The sequence below is a fragment of the Larkinella fluvii genome, assembly GCF_051857545.1.
Classification (GTDB): domain Bacteria; phylum Bacteroidota; class Bacteroidia; order Cytophagales; family Spirosomataceae; genus Larkinella.
Window position 1 is genome coordinate 1 of sequence record NZ_JBPZHB010000019.1, and the last position, 16,824, is coordinate 16,824.

Annotated in this window: 14 protein-coding genes and 1 pseudogene; 8 read left to right on the forward strand and 7 right to left on the reverse strand. The window is 49.5% G+C overall.

Features of this window, described 5'->3' with window-relative positions; translation table 11 throughout:
- Positions 1-238 precede the first annotated feature (238 nt).
- Complete coding sequence (locus ACS5NO_RS31745; RefSeq protein ID WP_439418824.1) at positions 239-844, forward strand: phage integrase SAM-like domain-containing protein; 606 nt, start codon at positions 239-241, stop codon at positions 842-844.
- 35 nt (positions 845-879) lie between these two features.
- A complete protein-coding gene (locus tag ACS5NO_RS31750; protein WP_439418825.1) occupies positions 880-1,377 on the forward strand; it encodes a site-specific integrase in 498 nt (165 codons plus the stop codon).
- Between the two features lie 498 nt (positions 1,378-1,875).
- Here ACS5NO_RS31750 and ACS5NO_RS31755 read toward each other — a convergent pair whose 3' ends face one another.
- The 3 genes and pseudogenes from ACS5NO_RS31755 to ACS5NO_RS31765 all read right to left on the reverse strand — a co-directional run bounded on the left by ACS5NO_RS31755 (position 1,876) and on the right by ACS5NO_RS31765 (position 5,191).
- Positions 1,876-4,113, reverse strand: a complete 2,238-nt coding sequence (locus ACS5NO_RS31755; protein ID WP_439418826.1) for a PAS domain-containing sensor histidine kinase — start codon at positions 4,111-4,113, stop codon at positions 1,876-1,878.
- Between the two features lie 247 nt (positions 4,114-4,360).
- Positions 4,361-4,864 (reverse strand): annotated as a pseudogene (locus tag ACS5NO_RS31760) (transposase); the annotation flags it as partial.
- A 24-nt stretch (positions 4,865-4,888) separates the two neighbouring features.
- Positions 4,889-5,191: a transposase gene (locus ACS5NO_RS31765; protein ID WP_439415918.1), complete on the reverse strand. Its 303-nt coding sequence runs from the start codon at positions 5,189-5,191 to the stop codon at positions 4,889-4,891.
- Between the two features lie 96 nt (positions 5,192-5,287).
- Between ACS5NO_RS31765 and ACS5NO_RS31770 the strand changes: the two genes are divergently transcribed.
- Together ACS5NO_RS31770 and ACS5NO_RS31775 are read left to right on the forward strand one after the other, a co-directional pair.
- Positions 5,288-5,722, forward strand: a complete 435-nt coding sequence (locus ACS5NO_RS31770; protein WP_439418827.1) for a hypothetical protein — start codon at positions 5,288-5,290, stop codon at positions 5,720-5,722.
- A gap of 599 nt (positions 5,723-6,321) precedes the next feature.
- Complete coding sequence (locus tag ACS5NO_RS31775) at positions 6,322-7,008, forward strand: FISUMP domain-containing protein (protein WP_439418828.1); 687 nt, start codon at positions 6,322-6,324, stop codon at positions 7,006-7,008.
- A gap of 448 nt (positions 7,009-7,456) precedes the next feature.
- Here ACS5NO_RS31775 and ACS5NO_RS31780 read toward each other — a convergent pair whose 3' ends face one another.
- Positions 7,457-9,106: a hypothetical protein gene (locus tag ACS5NO_RS31780; RefSeq protein ID WP_439418829.1), complete on the reverse strand. Its 1,650-nt coding sequence runs from the start codon at positions 9,104-9,106 to the stop codon at positions 7,457-7,459.
- A gap of 323 nt (positions 9,107-9,429) precedes the next feature.
- Positions 9,430-10,461, reverse strand: a complete 1,032-nt coding sequence (locus tag ACS5NO_RS31785) for an alpha/beta fold hydrolase (protein WP_439418830.1) — start codon at positions 10,459-10,461, stop codon at positions 9,430-9,432.
- Between ACS5NO_RS31785 and ACS5NO_RS31790 the strand changes: the two genes are divergently transcribed.
- Positions 10,460-11,224, forward strand: coding sequence for a Crp/Fnr family transcriptional regulator (locus ACS5NO_RS31790; protein WP_439418831.1), 765 nt, complete (start codon positions 10,460-10,462; stop codon positions 11,222-11,224). The two genes, ACS5NO_RS31785 and ACS5NO_RS31790, sit on opposite strands and share 2 nt — an antisense overlap.
- A gap of 32 nt (positions 11,225-11,256) precedes the next feature.
- Here ACS5NO_RS31790 and ACS5NO_RS31795 read toward each other — a convergent pair whose 3' ends face one another.
- Positions 11,257-12,468 (reverse strand): sensor histidine kinase, encoded by a 1,212-nt coding sequence (locus ACS5NO_RS31795; protein WP_439418832.1) that lies wholly within the window; start codon positions 12,466-12,468, stop codon positions 11,257-11,259.
- Between ACS5NO_RS31795 and ACS5NO_RS31800 the strand changes: the two genes are divergently transcribed.
- Together ACS5NO_RS31800 and ACS5NO_RS31805 are read left to right on the forward strand one after the other, a co-directional pair.
- The gene (locus ACS5NO_RS31800; RefSeq protein WP_439418833.1) at positions 12,468-12,599 is read left to right on the forward strand and encodes a hypothetical protein; all 132 of its coding nucleotides are present in this window, start codon (positions 12,468-12,470) and stop codon (positions 12,597-12,599) included. The genes ACS5NO_RS31795 and ACS5NO_RS31800 overlap by 1 nt on opposite strands.
- Positions 12,600-12,715: 116 nt before the next feature.
- A complete protein-coding gene (locus ACS5NO_RS31805; protein ID WP_439418834.1) occupies positions 12,716-13,912 on the forward strand; it encodes a hypothetical protein in 1,197 nt (398 codons plus the stop codon).
- Positions 13,913-13,976: 64 nt separating this feature from the next.
- On the opposite strand, the gene ACS5NO_RS31810 is transcribed toward ACS5NO_RS31805, so the two are convergent.
- A complete protein-coding gene (locus ACS5NO_RS31810) occupies positions 13,977-16,193 on the reverse strand; it encodes an outer membrane protein assembly factor BamB family protein (RefSeq protein ID WP_439418835.1) in 2,217 nt (738 codons plus the stop codon).
- Between the two features lie 364 nt (positions 16,194-16,557).
- Between ACS5NO_RS31810 and ACS5NO_RS31815 the strand changes: the two genes are divergently transcribed.
- Positions 16,558-16,821: a hypothetical protein gene (locus ACS5NO_RS31815; protein ID WP_439418836.1), complete on the forward strand. Its 264-nt coding sequence runs from the start codon at positions 16,558-16,560 to the stop codon at positions 16,819-16,821.
- Positions 16,822-16,824: the final 3 nt, after the last annotated feature.

A 16,824-nucleotide genomic window follows, 5' to 3' on the forward strand; every position in this document is an offset into this window, starting at 1 on the left:
TGCCAAAATCAAAGCGTTCCGGGCCCAGTTCAGAGGGGTAAGAAATGTGGAATTTTTCCTTTACAGACTAACTCAGTTATATGCTTAAACCAAGATGATCCACAACTTTTGGTATTGATCCAATAAATCTGGGTACACCCTATTGTCATTTTTTCATACAAACAACATAATTGTTAAATCGGGGATTTTTTCTAAAATCTTCCACTTAATCCAATTATGTTATGCTCTCGCGCAAAAAATGCACGTTTTATTCAAGCGCCGACCTAATTCTACCGCCATTTACTGCCGCATCACCGTCAATGGCATTCATGCTACCTTGTTCTCGACTTTCATAAAAGTGCCGGTAGACCAATGGGATCAGAAGGCTCAGCGCATACTGGGCGATAGTCTGGCAAGTTGCGATAATAACATGCGCCTGGATCAAATCAAGTCTGATATCACCCGACTCTTTTTGCAAGACAATGAATTGAGCTCACATGAGCTGGCGGCTCTGTATTTGCAAAAAGACAAAGTCATTTTCTACTTCTCCGATATCGTGGACTTATTTGAAAAGGATTGCCGTTTGATCTATCGCAATCCGGAAACCCTACGCAGTTACCTGACACGCATCGGAAATGTCCGAGCCTTCATTGAGGACCGGAAAATAAATAAGATGCAGGCTTTTCGCATCTCTCTATCAATTGCCCATGATTTTGTACGGTTTATGAGAGAACGCAATTGCAGCCATCCCTACATCTCCCGCAATATCTATGTACTCAAAAATATTACCAGCAACGCGGCCAGTCGGGAGATCCTAAAATTGACCCCCTACTCAGTTTCAAATTTAAGAAGCGGGAAAAAGTGAACACGAACCACTTGGCGAAAAAGGAATTAACAACGTTGGAGACGTTTGCTTGGCGACCCAATCTTCAACGAATTGTTGATCTGTTTTTATTCTCCTGCTATACGGGTCTGCATTACGATGACGTGCAAACGCTGAAAGCAAATGAGATCGTCGACGGGATCGACGGTCGGGAATGGCTGATGAAGGCGCGGGTAAAATACACCGACAGCGATTTCTTCGGGGAACGGATTCAATGCGTGCCCTTGCACCCTAAAGCCAAAATATTGATTGAGAAATACGCAGGCGTAGAGAATCTGCCCAAAATTAGTAACGACAAATACAACGACTATCTCAAGCAAGTTCAGTACCTGGCCGAGATCAGGATCAACTTGAGTGTAAAGATCGGCAGGAAAACACTTACGGATATTCTCCTGAATGCGTTAAATGCCAGTGAAGAAGCCGTTGCGGCCATGCTCGGCCACAGCTCAACCCGTTTCGTAAAATACTATGGCCGGGCGGATGAACGGCGCATTGCCAGCGAAGTGAAGGGGTAAGGGGTACTTAATAGTTTTAGGATGCCCGGTCACATTGGCCGGGTATCCTGATATTCATTCTTCCCGATTCAATTGAAACGAGTCAATTAATCCCGGTCAAACAACTACCGTTTTCCGTTCTTTGAATGATTAACCGGGTTAATATTCACTATTGAGATATAAGAAGTTAGCTAAAGTCACTTTTTTAATCCCACGTTTGATGGGCTTCGACAGCAGGCTGATAGTATTTAGTTTTTCCGGGGGCAAATCGTCGGCTATGATGTGCGACCTGCTTGAGACGTTGCCGGAATATTGGAATCGAAAGAAAACCTAGGTATAAATAACTTAATGTCTAATTTCAAAATACCTTCAATTATTATCTATTGACCTTTTATAAAATACTTTAATTAGGCTGAATTAGCAGTTTTATATATGATCGTTTGTTGAGAGTAGTCCTTAAAAAAGTGCATCCTAATAAGGCCCGATCGACCGAAATACCAAAAGACACCGGTTAATTCATTACTCGTAGCTTGGTAAGAAAACGCTAAAAGTGGCTCCCTGACCGGACTGACTTGAGGCTGTAATAGCCCCCCCATGATTGGTCACCACCTTCTCACAAATCGCCAGCCCGATACCAGTGCCGGCAAACTTGCTTTTGTCATGCAAGCGCTGAAAGACCTGGAAAATGCGATCCAGATACTTCTCCTCAAAACCAATCCCGTTGTCCACTACGTCAATCCGATAATAGCCGCTGACCGGTCGGAGGGGCGTAACCCCCTTTGGTAAATCACTTGCTAACACCCAACTCGACAGGATCTGAATCCTTGGATCAACGCCGGGCTTAACAAACTTAAGGGCATTACTCAACAGGTTCTGGAACAACTGGCCTAGCTGGGCGGCATCGCCTGGTAACATAGGCAACGGCCCCACTTGAATCTGAGCTTCTGTTTGCTGAATCGTCCAGTCTAATGTATTGAGCACGGTGGCAACAATGGTTTGGAGAGAGACGGGAGCACTTTGGTCCCGAAGGGTGGAAATACGGGAGTAATTCAGCAGGTCCCGAATCAGCGTCGACATCCGAGAGGCCGATATTTGCATCCGCTCCAGATACATCAGTGCCTCAACAGTGGGGTCTGTTAAACACGTTTTTAAGAGATCACCAAACTGCTGAATCTTGCGTAGAGGCTCTTGCAAATCGTGGCTGGCAATGAAGGCAAAGGTTTGTAGGTTGGCATTCGAGCGAACCAACAAGCCATTGGATTCGGCTAAGGCTTGGTTATTGATCGCCAATTCGTGGTTAGCCGCAGCCAGCTCCTCCGTGCGCTGTTGCACCTGACTTTCCAAATTCGCCAACAACTGCCGAAGCTGCTCCTCTCTTTGGGCCAGGGTGGTCTCGGTGCGGGACCGTTCCAGGACCGTCCAGGTACGTTCCGCCGTTTCCTGGATCAATTCAACCTCCGACAAAGTCCAGGAGCGGGCCTGGATACTAAGTATCGTCAGCGTGGCAACCCACTGCTGTTTCTTAACCAGAGGAACGGTGATATAGGCTCCAATCTGAGCGGCTTGCAGTTCCGCTCGTTCGGCCAGTGTATGGACGGGATCAATGGCCACATCGGCAACTACCTGCACCTGACCCCCTCGGTCGGAAACAAGTGATTTTACGCCCAAGGTCATTGAGCGAAAGGTATCCATCCGGAGTGGTTGATGGCTGCCATGGACCGCGTGAATGATCACTTCCTGCCCGGTCATTGGTATAAACTGAATCTGGGTATTGCCAAGGTATTGCTCCAGCAACCGGACGGACGTCGTTTGGATCTCAATCGGATCCGCTAAGGCCTGCAGCGCATCACTCAGGGCGAGTAAAAATGCCTGTTTCTCCTGGTTTTGGCGTAGCGCTGTCGTCAGCTCATATTCAGCTGTTATATCCAGATTTGTCCCCATCAGTTCCACGGGGCGTCCCTTCGGGTCGGTTACCACATGGAAACGGGAGCGAATATGGTGGACGCTTTGGTCCGGATGGATGACCCGATAGCTCAGGCCGAAGGGTAGGCCCCGGGCGATACCCGCCATCACCTCGGCTTCCGTGTGGGCCAAATCGTCGGGATGAATGCTGGACATCTGTGCCTGGGCTACGTTGGCTAGATGTCCCGGAGCCAGACCGATTAGCTCCGCTCCCCGTACATCCAGATACCCCTCATTGGTCAGCAGGTTCCAACTCCAGGTGCCCAGTTGGGCAATATCCAGGGCCAACTGTAGGCTGACTTTGCTTTGTTGCTGGGATTCTTGGGCCTGTCGACGGGCGGTGATGTCGTCATAATGGACCACAAACTGGTCATTGCCATAAAAAAAGGCCGTCATTTCAAACCAGCGGTCCAATCCAGGCATGAACCGCTCAAAGCGAATAGTTTGTCCGCTATCGATGAGCTGCTGGTAGGTGTCGAACCACGCTGGGTCAAGAGCGGGGAATACATCCCGAGCCGTTTTGCCAACTGCCTCTTGAGGATGGACACCGGTGAGTTTCTCAAATGCCGGGTTCAGCTCCAGGAATCGGCAATCGATCATTTTACCGGTTTGATCCTTAATGGTTTGGCAAAGGGCAAAGCCGGTGTTTATAGCCTCGAAGAGTCGGCGGTATTTTTGGTCTGACCAGTCCGGGCCTTGGGTGTTCTCTACCGCCTGGTGGCTTAGAGGTGAATCTGTAGGCTGAGCTAGATGCTGTTTGCTCATGGAAATCGGAAAAGAGCCTTTGATAGCCATCTTTTATGGAAGCCAAAGTTAGGCTTAATTTTCTATTTACCAGAACCAGTTAGGTTTTGGTCGTTGAGGGGAGTAGGTTGGATTACCATTCAAATATGCCCGTTTCCACGAGACAATAGACTAACCAGCCATGTGGCCTTCTTGGGCTAAATTCATCAGTCTCACATTGCCATCTCTCGAATCAATCGCAACGGCGCACCGCGTTCCATTTTCAGTACAACAGATGAGTTTGTGACATAGAAGCTGTTTAGACTTTTTCTTTTTTGTTGATTTTGCGTAAAAATAAGACCGCAAAGGCGATCCAATGGAAGGCTGCCCAATTGGCCGCTTTGCATTCAAATCGAACCAAAAGTGCCTTAAAACTATCTAACCAAGCATTCGCCCGTTCAATAACCGTTCTACGTCGATATAGCATTTCATCAAAGTAGTGATCTTGCTGCGGCTGCTTTTTTGCATTCCGAGTATTGGGTTTAATGTTAGTTTCTATCTCGTAGTCAGCGCATTTTTGACGCAAATCTTGCGAATCAAATCCAGGGTCTGCATTGAGAAAAAGCCCTTTCAAAGGAATGCCAGTGGCTGTTAAGACTTGGCACAGTTCATCAAACAAGCTTTGTATTTCAAACAGGTCGTGGTGATTACCCTCCTGGGGTGACGATATAGCCATCATAACACCTTGGTTATCAGACAAAAATAAGCAATTCGTAGTATTGGCTGACTTTCTGGCCTGATAACCAATCGATTGTCCGCCATTTTTAGCGGGCGTATGACTGCCATCCTATTGCATGCAGGAAAGGTCTAAATACCGTCGGTTCGCTTTTAACAGTTCGATCCACATCCGTTGCCAGCAGCCCTGCTTGGTCCATTTATTAAAATAGTAGAACACGCCCTGCCAAGTCAATAACTGACCGGAAAAGAATTGTTTAACGGGTAACTCTCGCCATTGACATCCTGTTTTCAATCGATGAAGAATGGCTTCAACCACTTCCCCAAGAGGTACTTTACTTTCAAAACCACGTTTCCCCACACTCAGATGCGGTAAAATCCACGTCTGGATGGTATGTTTACTTAAGATTCCCACTGGTTTGCTATTTTATGATTCGACACCACAAAACTCAAACTCTGTTGGGAATCTTTTACATTAGTCTAAACAAATTCACTATATAAAATAGAACTTATGAATCTACTTCTCATTTTTTTTATTGAATTTGTATGCGTCTTTTTTTTTAGTTGCTCTAAATCCGGAGGCCCTGATATCTCTGAACGGTATTTCGGGACTTACGCTGTTAAAATGAATACTGATCTTATGGATCCTTCAACAGGTAATCATTTTTTTGCCAAAGATTCATTCCTGCTAATCGTTGATAAGTCTACTACTAGTTCAGAAATCAGTTTTACATGTCAAGATAGTTGGACTGGTGTTCTCAATAAAAATAAATTTATCATTACTCCACATATTTCTAAGCGAACCTATGGTGATATCATATCTCAATCATACGAAGTTTCAGGTTCTGGATCATTTAGTGGAGACAGTATTTATTATATCGAAAATTTAGTATGGGGTGGTTTTGGGTTGCGCGGTAAGAGTCAAATCGTAGGTGTGAAGCAATAGATACATACTAAAAAAAGGCTAATTGATGGAAACTGTACCCTCTCCGTAGAAGTTCAATTTCTTCAGAAGTTCTTCTTTGATATTTAATAAAGAAAACCTCCATTTTTCAAACACACGTTTTATGGACTTTCACTCTTTCACGATCTGAGTAGGGACTAATGGGTAGATAGTCGTAAAATTATCTACACCTGGTATATAGCATGGCGACTTCTTTTGGCCACTAAGGATAAAGTTGTACGTGGTAGAAGGTTGCCAGATAGGATCAACCAAGGTAGTGTCACAAAGCTTTACCGGTACAATATGACTGGAATTTTTAGGATCAATATAAAGGAAGGTACCATGTCCTGAATAAGAGGCTTTTACCTTAACTAATTCCTGATAAATCTTGCTGTTACAGCCGCATTCTGGTGTGATGTCTTTCTTATTACAGGATACCAATAAAGTTAAGATCACTATAACAAAGGTTGACTGTCTCATTGCGCTAAAGGGTTTGATCTTGTAGACCTAAAAAGGGTATAATCCGTTGTAAGGCAGTTGAAAATTAATCAATTATGATTGTAAAGAATTCGTCCATTTTTGGAAAGATCTCTTACGACTGAATGCTTTTAGTTAAGCCTTATGATGACAACGCTAAACCTGAAATAACATTGATGAAACAATACATCGCTACCGTACTTGCTGCCTTGTATTTTAGTCAGGTGGGAATTGCCCAATTTACCGGTACCTTCACTGACTTGCGTGATGGTCAGACGTATAAAACGATCAGCTTTAAAGAAGCTTCGACGGGCAAAACCGTTACCTGGATGGCACAAAACCTGAACTACAAAGTTGAAGGTAGCTATGCTTATGATGACAATGAGAATAATCGAAAAGAGCTGGGCTTGCTTTACACCTGGGAGGCAGCGAAAAAAGCCTGTCCCAGCGGTTGGCATTTACCAACGGATAGTGAATGGTCTCTGCTGGTAAGCCAATTTGGCGGAACTGACCAGGCCGGTGAAGCTCTAAAAAGCGTCAAAGGCTGGAATGAAAACGGTAACGGCACTAACAGCAGCGGTTTTAACGCCCTTCCAGCAGGTATCCGCAGAAAAGGTAGTTATGAAGTCCTGGGTACTCTCGGATTCTTTTGGACGTCCTCCCCAGCGGGCGCGGAAGGTAAGGCCTGGGGATGGAACTTTCACTATGGTGGTCCTCCCAGTAGCAATAAACAGAATTTAAAAAAAGCGTTTCGATTCGATGCCGATGTTGCCGGCGGTGTCTCGGTTCGTTGTGTTGGGGATATAAGATAATTGCCACGGTTATGGACACGAAAACAGAACCATACCCAAAGGAATCAGAAAAAAACCCGGATGCCCCTGGGAGGAAGGGCGAGACTATGAGATAAACTACTTTGAATCAATTAAACCATCTATTATTAAGGTTGCCCGCGATCACTACGATGGCTCTTTCTATAAAGGAACCAAAGCTCAGCAATGAAAACAGCAAGAAGAATGAATCGAGAAACATCCATATGAGAACAGGGTTTGTGAAAAATTACCACGAAATTATCAGAAATGCAAAATCAAGCGATTACAAAAGGAGGCAATTGATATAAACCAAACCTCCGTTTTATCAACCAATAAATAAACCTCATATTCTCGTCTTTTCCTGCCCCTTCTTCGGCTTTCAATCAACTTAAACGAAGTTTTCATAAACATGCATTCTACCGCTAAGGCCACGTAAGGAATTCACAAAACGTCACCGACCTACGTCCAACTTTACATCTCTGAACATCAACGGGTTATCGCTAATCCTAAGCGCTTTTCCGCTGGTAGTGGTCACGTTCCGGAGAATGACCTCTTTAGTTTTGACATAGGGGAATTTCTCCTGATAGGAATGGTCGGTCATTTCCGGATTGAAATTGGCGAAAATGGCGGGGCCCTGGTAATTATCGGGATGCCGGGAGTCCTCTATCCGGAGATTTTCAATCGTAATGCGTTCCGGCATGTAGCAGGTGTAGCCAAAATCATGCTGACCGGAGTTGAATCCGTTGATCAGAGCCGAACTGATGGGTTTGCCATCTGCCGGTACGAAAACACAGTTGCGAATTACGAGTTCTCCCTGCCAGGTACTCCCGTAGTCGGAGCGCAGATTGACGATGCTTCTGCCGCGGATGGTGCAGTTCTCCACCAGCAAGAGTCCAGTGCCGATGGCATTGATTCCCATATGCCCCAGGGTCGAGTTGCGGATGGTGGCATTGGCAACCCCCTGGTGGGCATCAAACCGGGAGAGCGTACACTGGTCATATAGCAGGTTTTTGCAGAAGTTAGAGCCCAGAATCCCCCAGTATCGGTTGTCGTTGATGTCATTGGTTTGGCTGCAGTTCACGAAAGACACGTTCAGTGCGCGATTGGCCGAAAGGTCGTACGTACCCATCGTGACCGGCTTTCCGGCCGCGCCAATGGTGCTGTAGGTCCGGTGTCCGGTCAGGATGGTGTTTTTAATCGTTACATAGGAACAGTCTCCGATGTTGATAAAACCGCCATAGGGCGCGCCGTGGTCTTCTTCGCCCCTAATGCGGTGTTCCAGCCCTTCCACCAGCACATTGGACCGCCGGATGGCAATGTTTCGGTTGTAATAGGTATACTTCGATTCGGCTTTGTTGGCAATGGTGATGAATCGTCCACCGGTAATCTTTAGCGGTTTCTCATCGATGGGCAGCGCGGTGATTTCCGTAATCTGGTCGAAATCCCAGATGATCGGAGCGTTCTTATCCACGTTGCCCTGTTTGTCGACCACAAAAATATCGGTTTGCGACGATCCCTTGTTTTGATTGAGCCCAAACCGAATGTATTGTTTTACGTTCGAATTGGTGACCGTAATCAGACAGGGACCCGGCAAAGAAGCATCGATTTTTTCCTGATTTCTCTTCAGCGAAGGTATCGTTTCCAGTTTAAACGGTTTAAGGTCTGAGCCAACCGTGAAAACAGACGCATTGCGATTTTCCACTTCCGTATCGTCAATGATGAACGCTGCCGTACCGAAATCGGTATCCGTTCGGATGACCGCATTGCGCTCTTTCCCCCCCATATAGTAGGTTGCGCCCTCATCGGCTTTCACCAAAAGACCGTGCAAATTGGCAAAGGCATGGGTGGCAGCGATCGCGTCGGAATCATCGATTTTGCCCTTGCCGCTGGCACCGAAGTTGCTGTAACGCACCAATCCGGCGGCTTTAAACCGGCGGACCTCCTTCGGGTGCACATTCACGTGTACGGATCCGTTTTCCGAATATACCCGGATTTTCTCCTTTTGAGAGGTAATTACGACACCGTCCAGCGATTCTTTACTTTGCCCAGTTGCCACTAAGGCACTGCTAGAAAACAGGAACACCGGGAGTACAAACTTCATTATGCGGTTTAGGATCATTGTCATTTATGTCAAAAAAAGTAACTTACAGGCGGGCAAGGTTGGCAAAAATGGGCCAGGAATTTTACCGCACGGTGGCGGCCCCGTATCATAAAAGCGGCAACGGCTCATTTCTTACCCAACGTCAAGCAACGATCAGCCGCCGACCCGGTATCTTGAGACCCTCCAACGCGTCCCACAGCATCAACTGGCCAGCTTCCTCGGCGTAACGCCCGAATCGCTCAGCCTCATTCGCAAACGGATCACCAAAGCCGCGAAACCGGTTTAGCCCGCTATTTCAGCAGCGAAATAGCCAGGGTGGGTGACTAGTTCACCAGTTTATGAATACGGACCAGCTCACTGTTAAAACGTTGGGCTTCTTCCCAGGCCGGATCGTGACCCGATTTTTCGAAGAGGATGAACGCTTTCCGGGGCGCTTTTAGCTGGTCGTAGTACTGTTTGGCCAGGGGCATCGGGGTGATGTAATCGTGTTGACCACAGATAAAAACCACCGGAATTTTGACCTCCGGGAACTGCTTTCTGAAATCGAAATGGTGGTATTCTTCGTCGGCCAGAATATGCGTGTTGGTAAACTCAACGGCTTTCAGGTAGTTCGCCTTTTCGGCCGGCGTGTATTCGTCCGACTCAATGTTGGCGTACAGATCCTCGATCGAAAAACCGTCGTAAATGGCTTTATTGAGTTCCAGCAAAAGGAATTTCTGCACCGAAAACGCGTCACCGGTTCTATACATCGTGCGAAAGTCGCCCCCGGCTGGTGGCCCCATCGCTTCCAATTGGGCAACGGCTTCGGTTCGGTTGAGTTCTTTGGCTTTGGCCAGAGTATATTGATACGAAAGGAGTTCGCCTTCGCCGGCCGCTACTTCCTGCCCCGTACTGACAAATGCGCTGAAGTGCTGCGGGTAGCGCTGAATGGCGTACATGCCCAGACGGGATCCCCACGAATGACCCACCAAAAATAGCTTGTCTACCTTGAGCCTGTTTTTGAGATAGACTGCCAGCACATTGACGTCCTCCACGTACCGGGCCACTTTGATTTCGGATGCCGGAAAGGTCTCGCTGTACGATTTACCGGCATTCCGCTGGTCCCAGTACACCAACGTAAAGTGTTTTTCCAGGTCTTTGTTGTATTTACGAAGCCCGCCCAGTTCCGAAACGCCCGGCCCACCATGCAGGAAAAGCAAAACGGGGTTTCTGGTATTTTCCCCCCGGATCATCACAAACTGTTTGGTGTTGTTGATGTCCAGGTACATGGATTCGGCAATGGGTTGCGCCGAGTTGACATTGCCCTCACACGCCATGACCCACAGGGCCAGGCAAAGAATACATACGGTTTTCATGTTGATTAGCGGTTTGCCGTTGAAAGATGCGTCCACCACCCGGTGCGGTCGGGTACGCGGGAAGGCGACGATGCAAACCTACGGGTTGCCATTTGGGCATCCATTGACGTTGGTTAAGAACGGTTGGGTGTGGTCAAAAATAGCGTATATTGCCGCAGTTTTCCGGCAGACCAACGCCAAACCAATGCGCGAAAAACTCGTCCGCTACTTCTCCGACCTATTACCCCTCTCCGGGGACGAAGCCACAGCGATCGCAGACAGTGCTGTCGTTCGTGACTACCCCAAAGGAACGGTTTTGTTGCGGGAGGGACAGTTTTCGGCTGACACGTATTTTGTCTTAGCCGGGCTGGTACGCCAGTATAGCCTCGTGGATGGCGACGAAAAAACGCTGGGCTTTTTTGGTGCCGACCAGTGGGTGATTTCCCTGAATACGACGGCAGAAGTAAAACCGGCGGTGCAGTATTGGGTCTGCGAAGAAGACAGTACGCTGGTGGTTGGCAACGATGAGTCTGCCCGGGAACTCTTCCAAAAACATCCCCGGCTTGAGACGGTGGCCCGAATGGTTCTGGAGCGTACGTTCCAGGACTACCAACAGGCGATGATTGCCCACGTCCTGGCAACGCCCGAACAGCGTTACCTGCGTCTGCTGGAAACCCGCCCGGACCTGATCCGGCGCATTCCCCAATACCAGTTGGCCAGTTACATTGGTGTAGCCCCGGAATCCCTGAGCCGCATCCGAAAACGACTCAGCAACCGCCGGTGAATAGCGGAGTCGCTTGCCAACAAAACACCAACCTAAACCGGAAGATAAATGATAAATGTGGAGCCCTGGTTCGGTCGACTCCTGGCCGTGATGGCTCCCCCATGATTAACGACGACCTTCTCACAAATGGCCAGACCAATCCCGGTACCGCTAAAATTATTCCGGCCATGTAACCGCTGAAAAACCTGGAAGATCCGGTCTACATACTTCCCCTCGAAACCAATCCCATTATCAGCCACCTCAAGGCGGTGGTAGGAAGGTGCCCGACGGGCGGGTTTGATGGTTGGCGGCACGTCTTCAGCCCCTACGGTCTGGCTACGAATGTGGATATACGGTGCCACCCCCGGCCGGTGAAACTTCAGGGCATTGCCAATGAGATTCTGGAACAGTTGCCCCAATTGCGTGACATCCCCCGTTACCATGGGCAGCGACTCAACCTGCACCTGAGCCCCGGTCTCGGCAATGGCCAGATCAAGCACATTGAGCACACTCCCAACGACTTTGTTGAGCGACACCGGCTCATGGATACTACGTTGGTTCGAAATGCGCGAAAACCCCAGCAGATCTTTGATCAGTGTCGACATGCGACTGGCGGCTGACTGCATCCGATCCAGAAAATCCACCCCCTTGCCCAACCTTTCGGCGTATTCTGCCTTGAGAATGTCACCAAACGATTGAATCTTGCGCAACGGCTCCTGCAAATCGTGGCTGGCCACGTAGGCAAACCGCTGAAGGTTCTCGTTGGAGCGGGTGAGCAGTCCATTGGCTTCTTCCAGTTCCTCATTGATAGCCGCCAATTCCTCGTTACTATCGGCCAGCTTTTCGGCCAACTGGCGATAGCGATCCTCACTTTCCTGTAGTTGTTGGCGGGCAATAACCTGTTGGGTAATCTCCGTCGCTACAACGACGATATCAACATTTCCACTTTCATCATGGATAGGCGCGTAGACAAAATTAACGTAAGCCGTTTGGCCGTCTTCTCTGGCATAAGGAGCCTCAGCCCCTTTGACCGGTTGCTTTGTCCGGCGAACTTCGGCCAACAGCTCTTCCAGACCGATCCCTGCAATGTTTGGAAAAGCCTCAAATACGGGCTGACCTATTACGGATTCGTGATCAGCCGGCAGTTGCCATATTCCATACATGGTACTGTTGGCCATTTTCAGGCGGTAGTCTGGTCCTACCAAAACCGCAATCGCCACGGGTGCCTGATCAAAGATGCGGGTTAGCCAATGTTCAATCGTCATTGAGATGCAAAGTAATGGGGCTCAAGGCGGCCAGCCTGAACGAAATTCGTAATTTTATCGACGGACATTTTGATACCGTCATGCTGCCCAACCGGAAACCGGGGGATGAAGTGATGGTAGTGGCAAGATAGCAAATCCGGGGCAAAAAACAGGGCGAAGCAATCCAACGGAATGACCCATCCCGGGGTCAACGCTAAACCCATTGCCCGGTCTTGGGTCAAATGGGCAAAAAAATGTAGTTTACGGTATGGTTCGCCTGGTTCTGTTTTTCGGCCTGTTCGTTCCATTGCTGACGGCGTGCAGCAGTGGCAAAACCGCTCTTCATCAGGGCAATTTCGATCTCGCAGTCAAAAAAGCGTCTCAGCGGCTCAATCAGCCGCGCGGGCTCTTTAAACGGGGCTACGAAATGGCTCCTCAGGTGCTGAAAGAAGCCTTCCGACATGCATACAATCAGCATCAAAACGTCATCCGACGGCTCTCTTCGGCCACATCGACCGATTCCAACCAGCCCTTTTCCTTTCGCTGGGAGACGGTTTTTCAGGAATATACCCACCTGCAAACCCTGACCGATAACGCCCGGCGCGGCTTCGTTCGGCAATGTCCGGCCTGTGCGGAGTGGCTGGCAGCCTATCCCGCTTCGTACGTGGATCGGCAGAATGAAGTCCGGGAATTGGCCGCGGCCGACCGGTACCAGGTTGCTGAGCAGGCTTTCACTTTCCGCGAAGAAAACCGTTTAGCGGCCAAAGAAGCTTACCAGCACTACCAGAAAGCACTGAGCTGGGTACCCAACTACCGACAGGCCCGCGCCCAATCCGAAGCGGTTTTGCCTTTTGCCATCCTCCGCGTCGTGGTCGACCCCCTGCATCCGACCCGAGAAATTAGTACCAAGGAGAATCGAAAACTACAACAGCTTATTTTTCAACGCGTTGAACGCAACCCCAAACCATCCCCTTTTGTACTGCTTTACCTGCCCACTGAACAGGCAGGCGATGGTTTTCCGATTCATCAGGCCGTCCAGATGCAGGTGACCGGTTATTTGCCTTTCGCCGAAAATACATTCTCCTCTTCCACCACCATCTACAGCAATCAGGCGTATAAAGTAGGCGAGAAAAAAATCAACGACTCCACCAAAGTCGATATCATGGAGAAAGTCAGTGGCACGTTGACCACCCACCGGCTGGAAATCCGCGCCGGCCTGGATTTACGGATGTGGGCGGTGGATACGCAAACAGGAAACGTCTTGTGGGAGGAGCCCCTTGGGGAAAACCGTCACTGGGTTACGGAATGGGAAACCTTTAGTGGCGATGATCGGGCACTCAATGGCAATTTGCTTAAACGGGCCGACCCTTTCCCACCCTCCCGCTGGCAACTCTACGATAGCCTGCGCGACGAGCTGGCCGACGATGTCGCCCGGCGACTTCGATCAAAGTACACAAAAGAGTAGGCATCCGAACAGAAGCACATCTCCATCCGGGCATCAACATCACTGTGAAGTGGGTTCTACCCCTTTATTTCAAGGCAAAAGCGATGTAATTTCCCCCGATTTTCTGACCTCTGCCTCCACCGGCGGCAATCACCACATACTGTTTCCCGTCAATTTCGTAGGTGATCGGGGTGGCAAAACCGCCCGACGGAAGCTGGTATTCCCAGACCACCTTGCCGGTTTTTTTATCGAATGCCCGGATCTTTTCGTCCCGGGTGCCGGCAATAAACACCAGCCCGCCCGCCGTGGAAAGCGGTCCGCCATAGCTGTCGGTTCCAGTAATGGGAATGCCCTTTTTCGTCAGTTCCGGGTATTCACCCAACGGCACCCGCCAGAGATACTCCCCGGTATTGAGGTCGATGGCATTGAGCGTTCCCCAGGGCGGTTTGATGCCCGGATAGCCGTCCTGATCCGTAAACCGCTGCCAGACTTTGCTCACGTAAGCCGGTACGTACGGAAAACCACCCGGGTTGGTGGCCGCCGGAGCCGGGGCGCTGGCGACCGTCGCCGGGCCGGTTTCCCGGTTTAGCAAAAAGGCAACGATGGCATCACGGTCTTTTTCGGACAGGTGCTGAAACGAAGGCATCCGGCCACTGCCGGTTTTTAGCAGCGTTTTGATTTCCTCCGCCGAGCGTTTTTTGCCAATATCGACCAGCCCCGGCAGTTCCGGCCCGCTACCTCGCCGGTCCTGCCCATGACAGGCCGCACAGTTGGTGATGTACAGGGCATTCCCCGCCGTTACCGGATTTTTCTGCGTAGTCAGGCTGGCCCGTTCCGTCATAACCAGTTCCCAGGGGTCTTCATTGACGTTCTGGTACAGGATTCCCTGCGGATCGATGGCATTTCCGCCCCATTCGGCACCACCGCTATAGCCAAACAGCAAGGTTCCGGTGGTGTTGGGGGGCGCAAATTTGTTGTCCGTTTTAATTTTCAAAAACCGCTCTTTCACGTAGGCATGGGCTTCCGGCGACAGGTCGGTAATATCGGCTTCGGTATACACCTGCCGATTGAGCGGCAGCGGTTTCAGCGGGTATTTTTGCGTCGGATACGGATGTTCGCCGGGCAAGCCGTTCGTGGGCACCTTGCGTTCCTCCACCGGAAACAGCGAGGTTCCCTTATCCCGATCCAGCACATACACCAATCCGTCTTTCGTCGCCTGTACCACCGCATCGACGGCTTTTCCGTTGCGTTTCAAGGTGATCAGGTTCGGCGGACTCGGATGGTCGCGGTCCCACAGATCGTGGTGAATCGTCTGGTAATACCACTTCATTCTGCCGGTTTCGGCCTCCAGTGCCAGAATGCAATTGGCAAACAGATTTGCGCCTTTGCGGTCGCCCCCGTAGAAATCCGAAGCGGGAGAACCGGTGCCGAAATAAACGACGCCCCGTTTCTCATCCAGCGACAGCCCGCTCCAGTTGTTCGTGGCTCCGATTCTCTTATACGCATCCTTCGGCCAGGTATCGTAGCCCAACTCACCAGGCTGCGGAATCGTATGAAAAACCCACTTCAATTTTCCGGTCACCACATCAAACGCCCGCACGTGGCCGGGAGCCGCATCGCCGGATTCGGATACGCTTGAGCCCATCACAACCGTGTTCCGGTAAATAATTCCGGGCGACGTGGCCGTTACCGACAACTTGCTGACGTCATGATCCAGATTGGTCTGTAGCCCTTCGTGCAGATCCACCCGCCCATCGGTTCCGAAACTGGATACGATTTGCCCGTTTTCAGCATTGACGGCGTATAAACTCGACCCTACGGTATACAAAATGCGTTTTTCGTTCCCGTTTTCCCAGTACATCACGCCCCGGTTGGAGTTCAGCCGGTCGTTTTTCGAGGGTTCAAATTTCCAGAGTTGTTCGCCCGATCCGGCTTTCAGGGCAAACAGTTTCAGTTCGGGTGTGGTGCCATACAGAATGCCGTTGACAACAATCGGTTGGCATTGAATGGCGCGGCCCCGCTTCCGGGCGGGGTCATTCGGATCCGGTTTTTCGGAGGCATCATACTGCCAGGCTACCTGCAAATTCCGGACGTTTTCGGTGTTGATCCGGGTGAGTGGCGAGTGGCGGTTGCCGGCTTTGTTCCCTCCATAGTTAGGCCAGTCTTTGCCGGTATCCGAAGCCGAATTCCGCGACTCCATGCCCGACAGCAGGCAGCACCCCAGCAGCAAACCAGCCGTCAACACGTTGTGCAGCCGGGTGTTGAATCCTTTCCTGAAAAGATTCATTTTTCGAATTTTCATTGATTACGGTTTAGGAACGTATTCGAACATCAGGGTCATTCAGAGCGCCAATACCATCAAATTCTGACCACGGGATTCTCTAGTTTGGCACCAATCATCTACAAATAATGCAAGAAAATAATACTATCTGTAAAAACATCCATTTACTAAAAAAAGGGTCAAATTTTCAGCAAAAGCAGAACAATGGGAGCGGTTTGTCGTTACTAAATAATAATTGGCAAAAATCGATTATTGCAAAACATACCACTTCATCCACGGTTTTCGGCGGCTTAAACCGTCATTTTAACCGCTGACACAAAATTATTTAGCAACTTATTTATCGGAAGTTTACCTTCGGCTTATTAACACATACCACAACCACATCATGAGTGTCGTCATTAAACCAACCGTTAGCAACATCATCAATCTCTGGTTCGGCGCGGATACGCCCATCCGTCAGTACAAGATCAAACTCAATCCCGATCTGTGGGGCGCCTGCCAGCAAACCAATCAGAACTTTACACTGACCCGCAGTCAGCCCATCGAGCAATACCGGAAGTCCGACAAAGTTGCTTTTGCCAAAGCCGTTTTGATGGAATTAGAGCGGAATAAGCAGACACTGGCCACCAATCCCCGTTGTCTGAACTGACCG

What these genes read in the sequence shown, in the direction of transcription:
- ACS5NO_RS31790 (WP_439418831.1), top strand. Translation starts at nt 10,460, where the DNA reads ATGTTGATTAGCGGTTTGCCGTTGAAAGATGCGTCCACCACCCGGTGC.
- ACS5NO_RS31775 (WP_439418828.1), top strand. Translation starts at nt 6,322, where the DNA reads ATGCTTTTAGTTAAGCCTTATGATGACAACGCTAAACCTGAAATAACA.
- ACS5NO_RS31795 (WP_439418832.1), bottom strand. Translation starts at nt 12,468, where the DNA reads ATGACGATTGAACATTGGCTAACCCGCATCTTTGATCAGGCACCCGTG.
- ACS5NO_RS31785 (WP_439418830.1), bottom strand. Translation starts at nt 10,461, where the DNA reads ATGAAAACCGTATGTATTCTTTGCCTGGCCCTGTGGGTCATGGCGTGT.
- ACS5NO_RS31805 (WP_439418834.1), top strand. Translation starts at nt 12,716, where the DNA reads ATGGTTCGCCTGGTTCTGTTTTTCGGCCTGTTCGTTCCATTGCTGACG.
- ACS5NO_RS31815 (WP_439418836.1), top strand. Translation starts at nt 16,558, where the DNA reads ATGAGTGTCGTCATTAAACCAACCGTTAGCAACATCATCAATCTCTGG.
- ACS5NO_RS31810 (WP_439418835.1), bottom strand. Translation starts at nt 16,193, where the DNA reads ATGAAAATTCGAAAAATGAATCTTTTCAGGAAAGGATTCAACACCCGG.
- ACS5NO_RS31770 (WP_439418827.1), top strand. Translation starts at nt 5,288, where the DNA reads ATGAATCTACTTCTCATTTTTTTTATTGAATTTGTATGCGTCTTTTTT.
- ACS5NO_RS31745 (WP_439418824.1), top strand. Translation starts at nt 239, where the DNA reads ATGCACGTTTTATTCAAGCGCCGACCTAATTCTACCGCCATTTACTGC.
- ACS5NO_RS31780 (WP_439418829.1), bottom strand. Translation starts at nt 9,106, where the DNA reads ATGAAGTTTGTACTCCCGGTGTTCCTGTTTTCTAGCAGTGCCTTAGTG.
- ACS5NO_RS31755 (WP_439418826.1), bottom strand. Translation starts at nt 4,113, where the DNA reads ATGGCTATCAAAGGCTCTTTTCCGATTTCCATGAGCAAACAGCATCTA.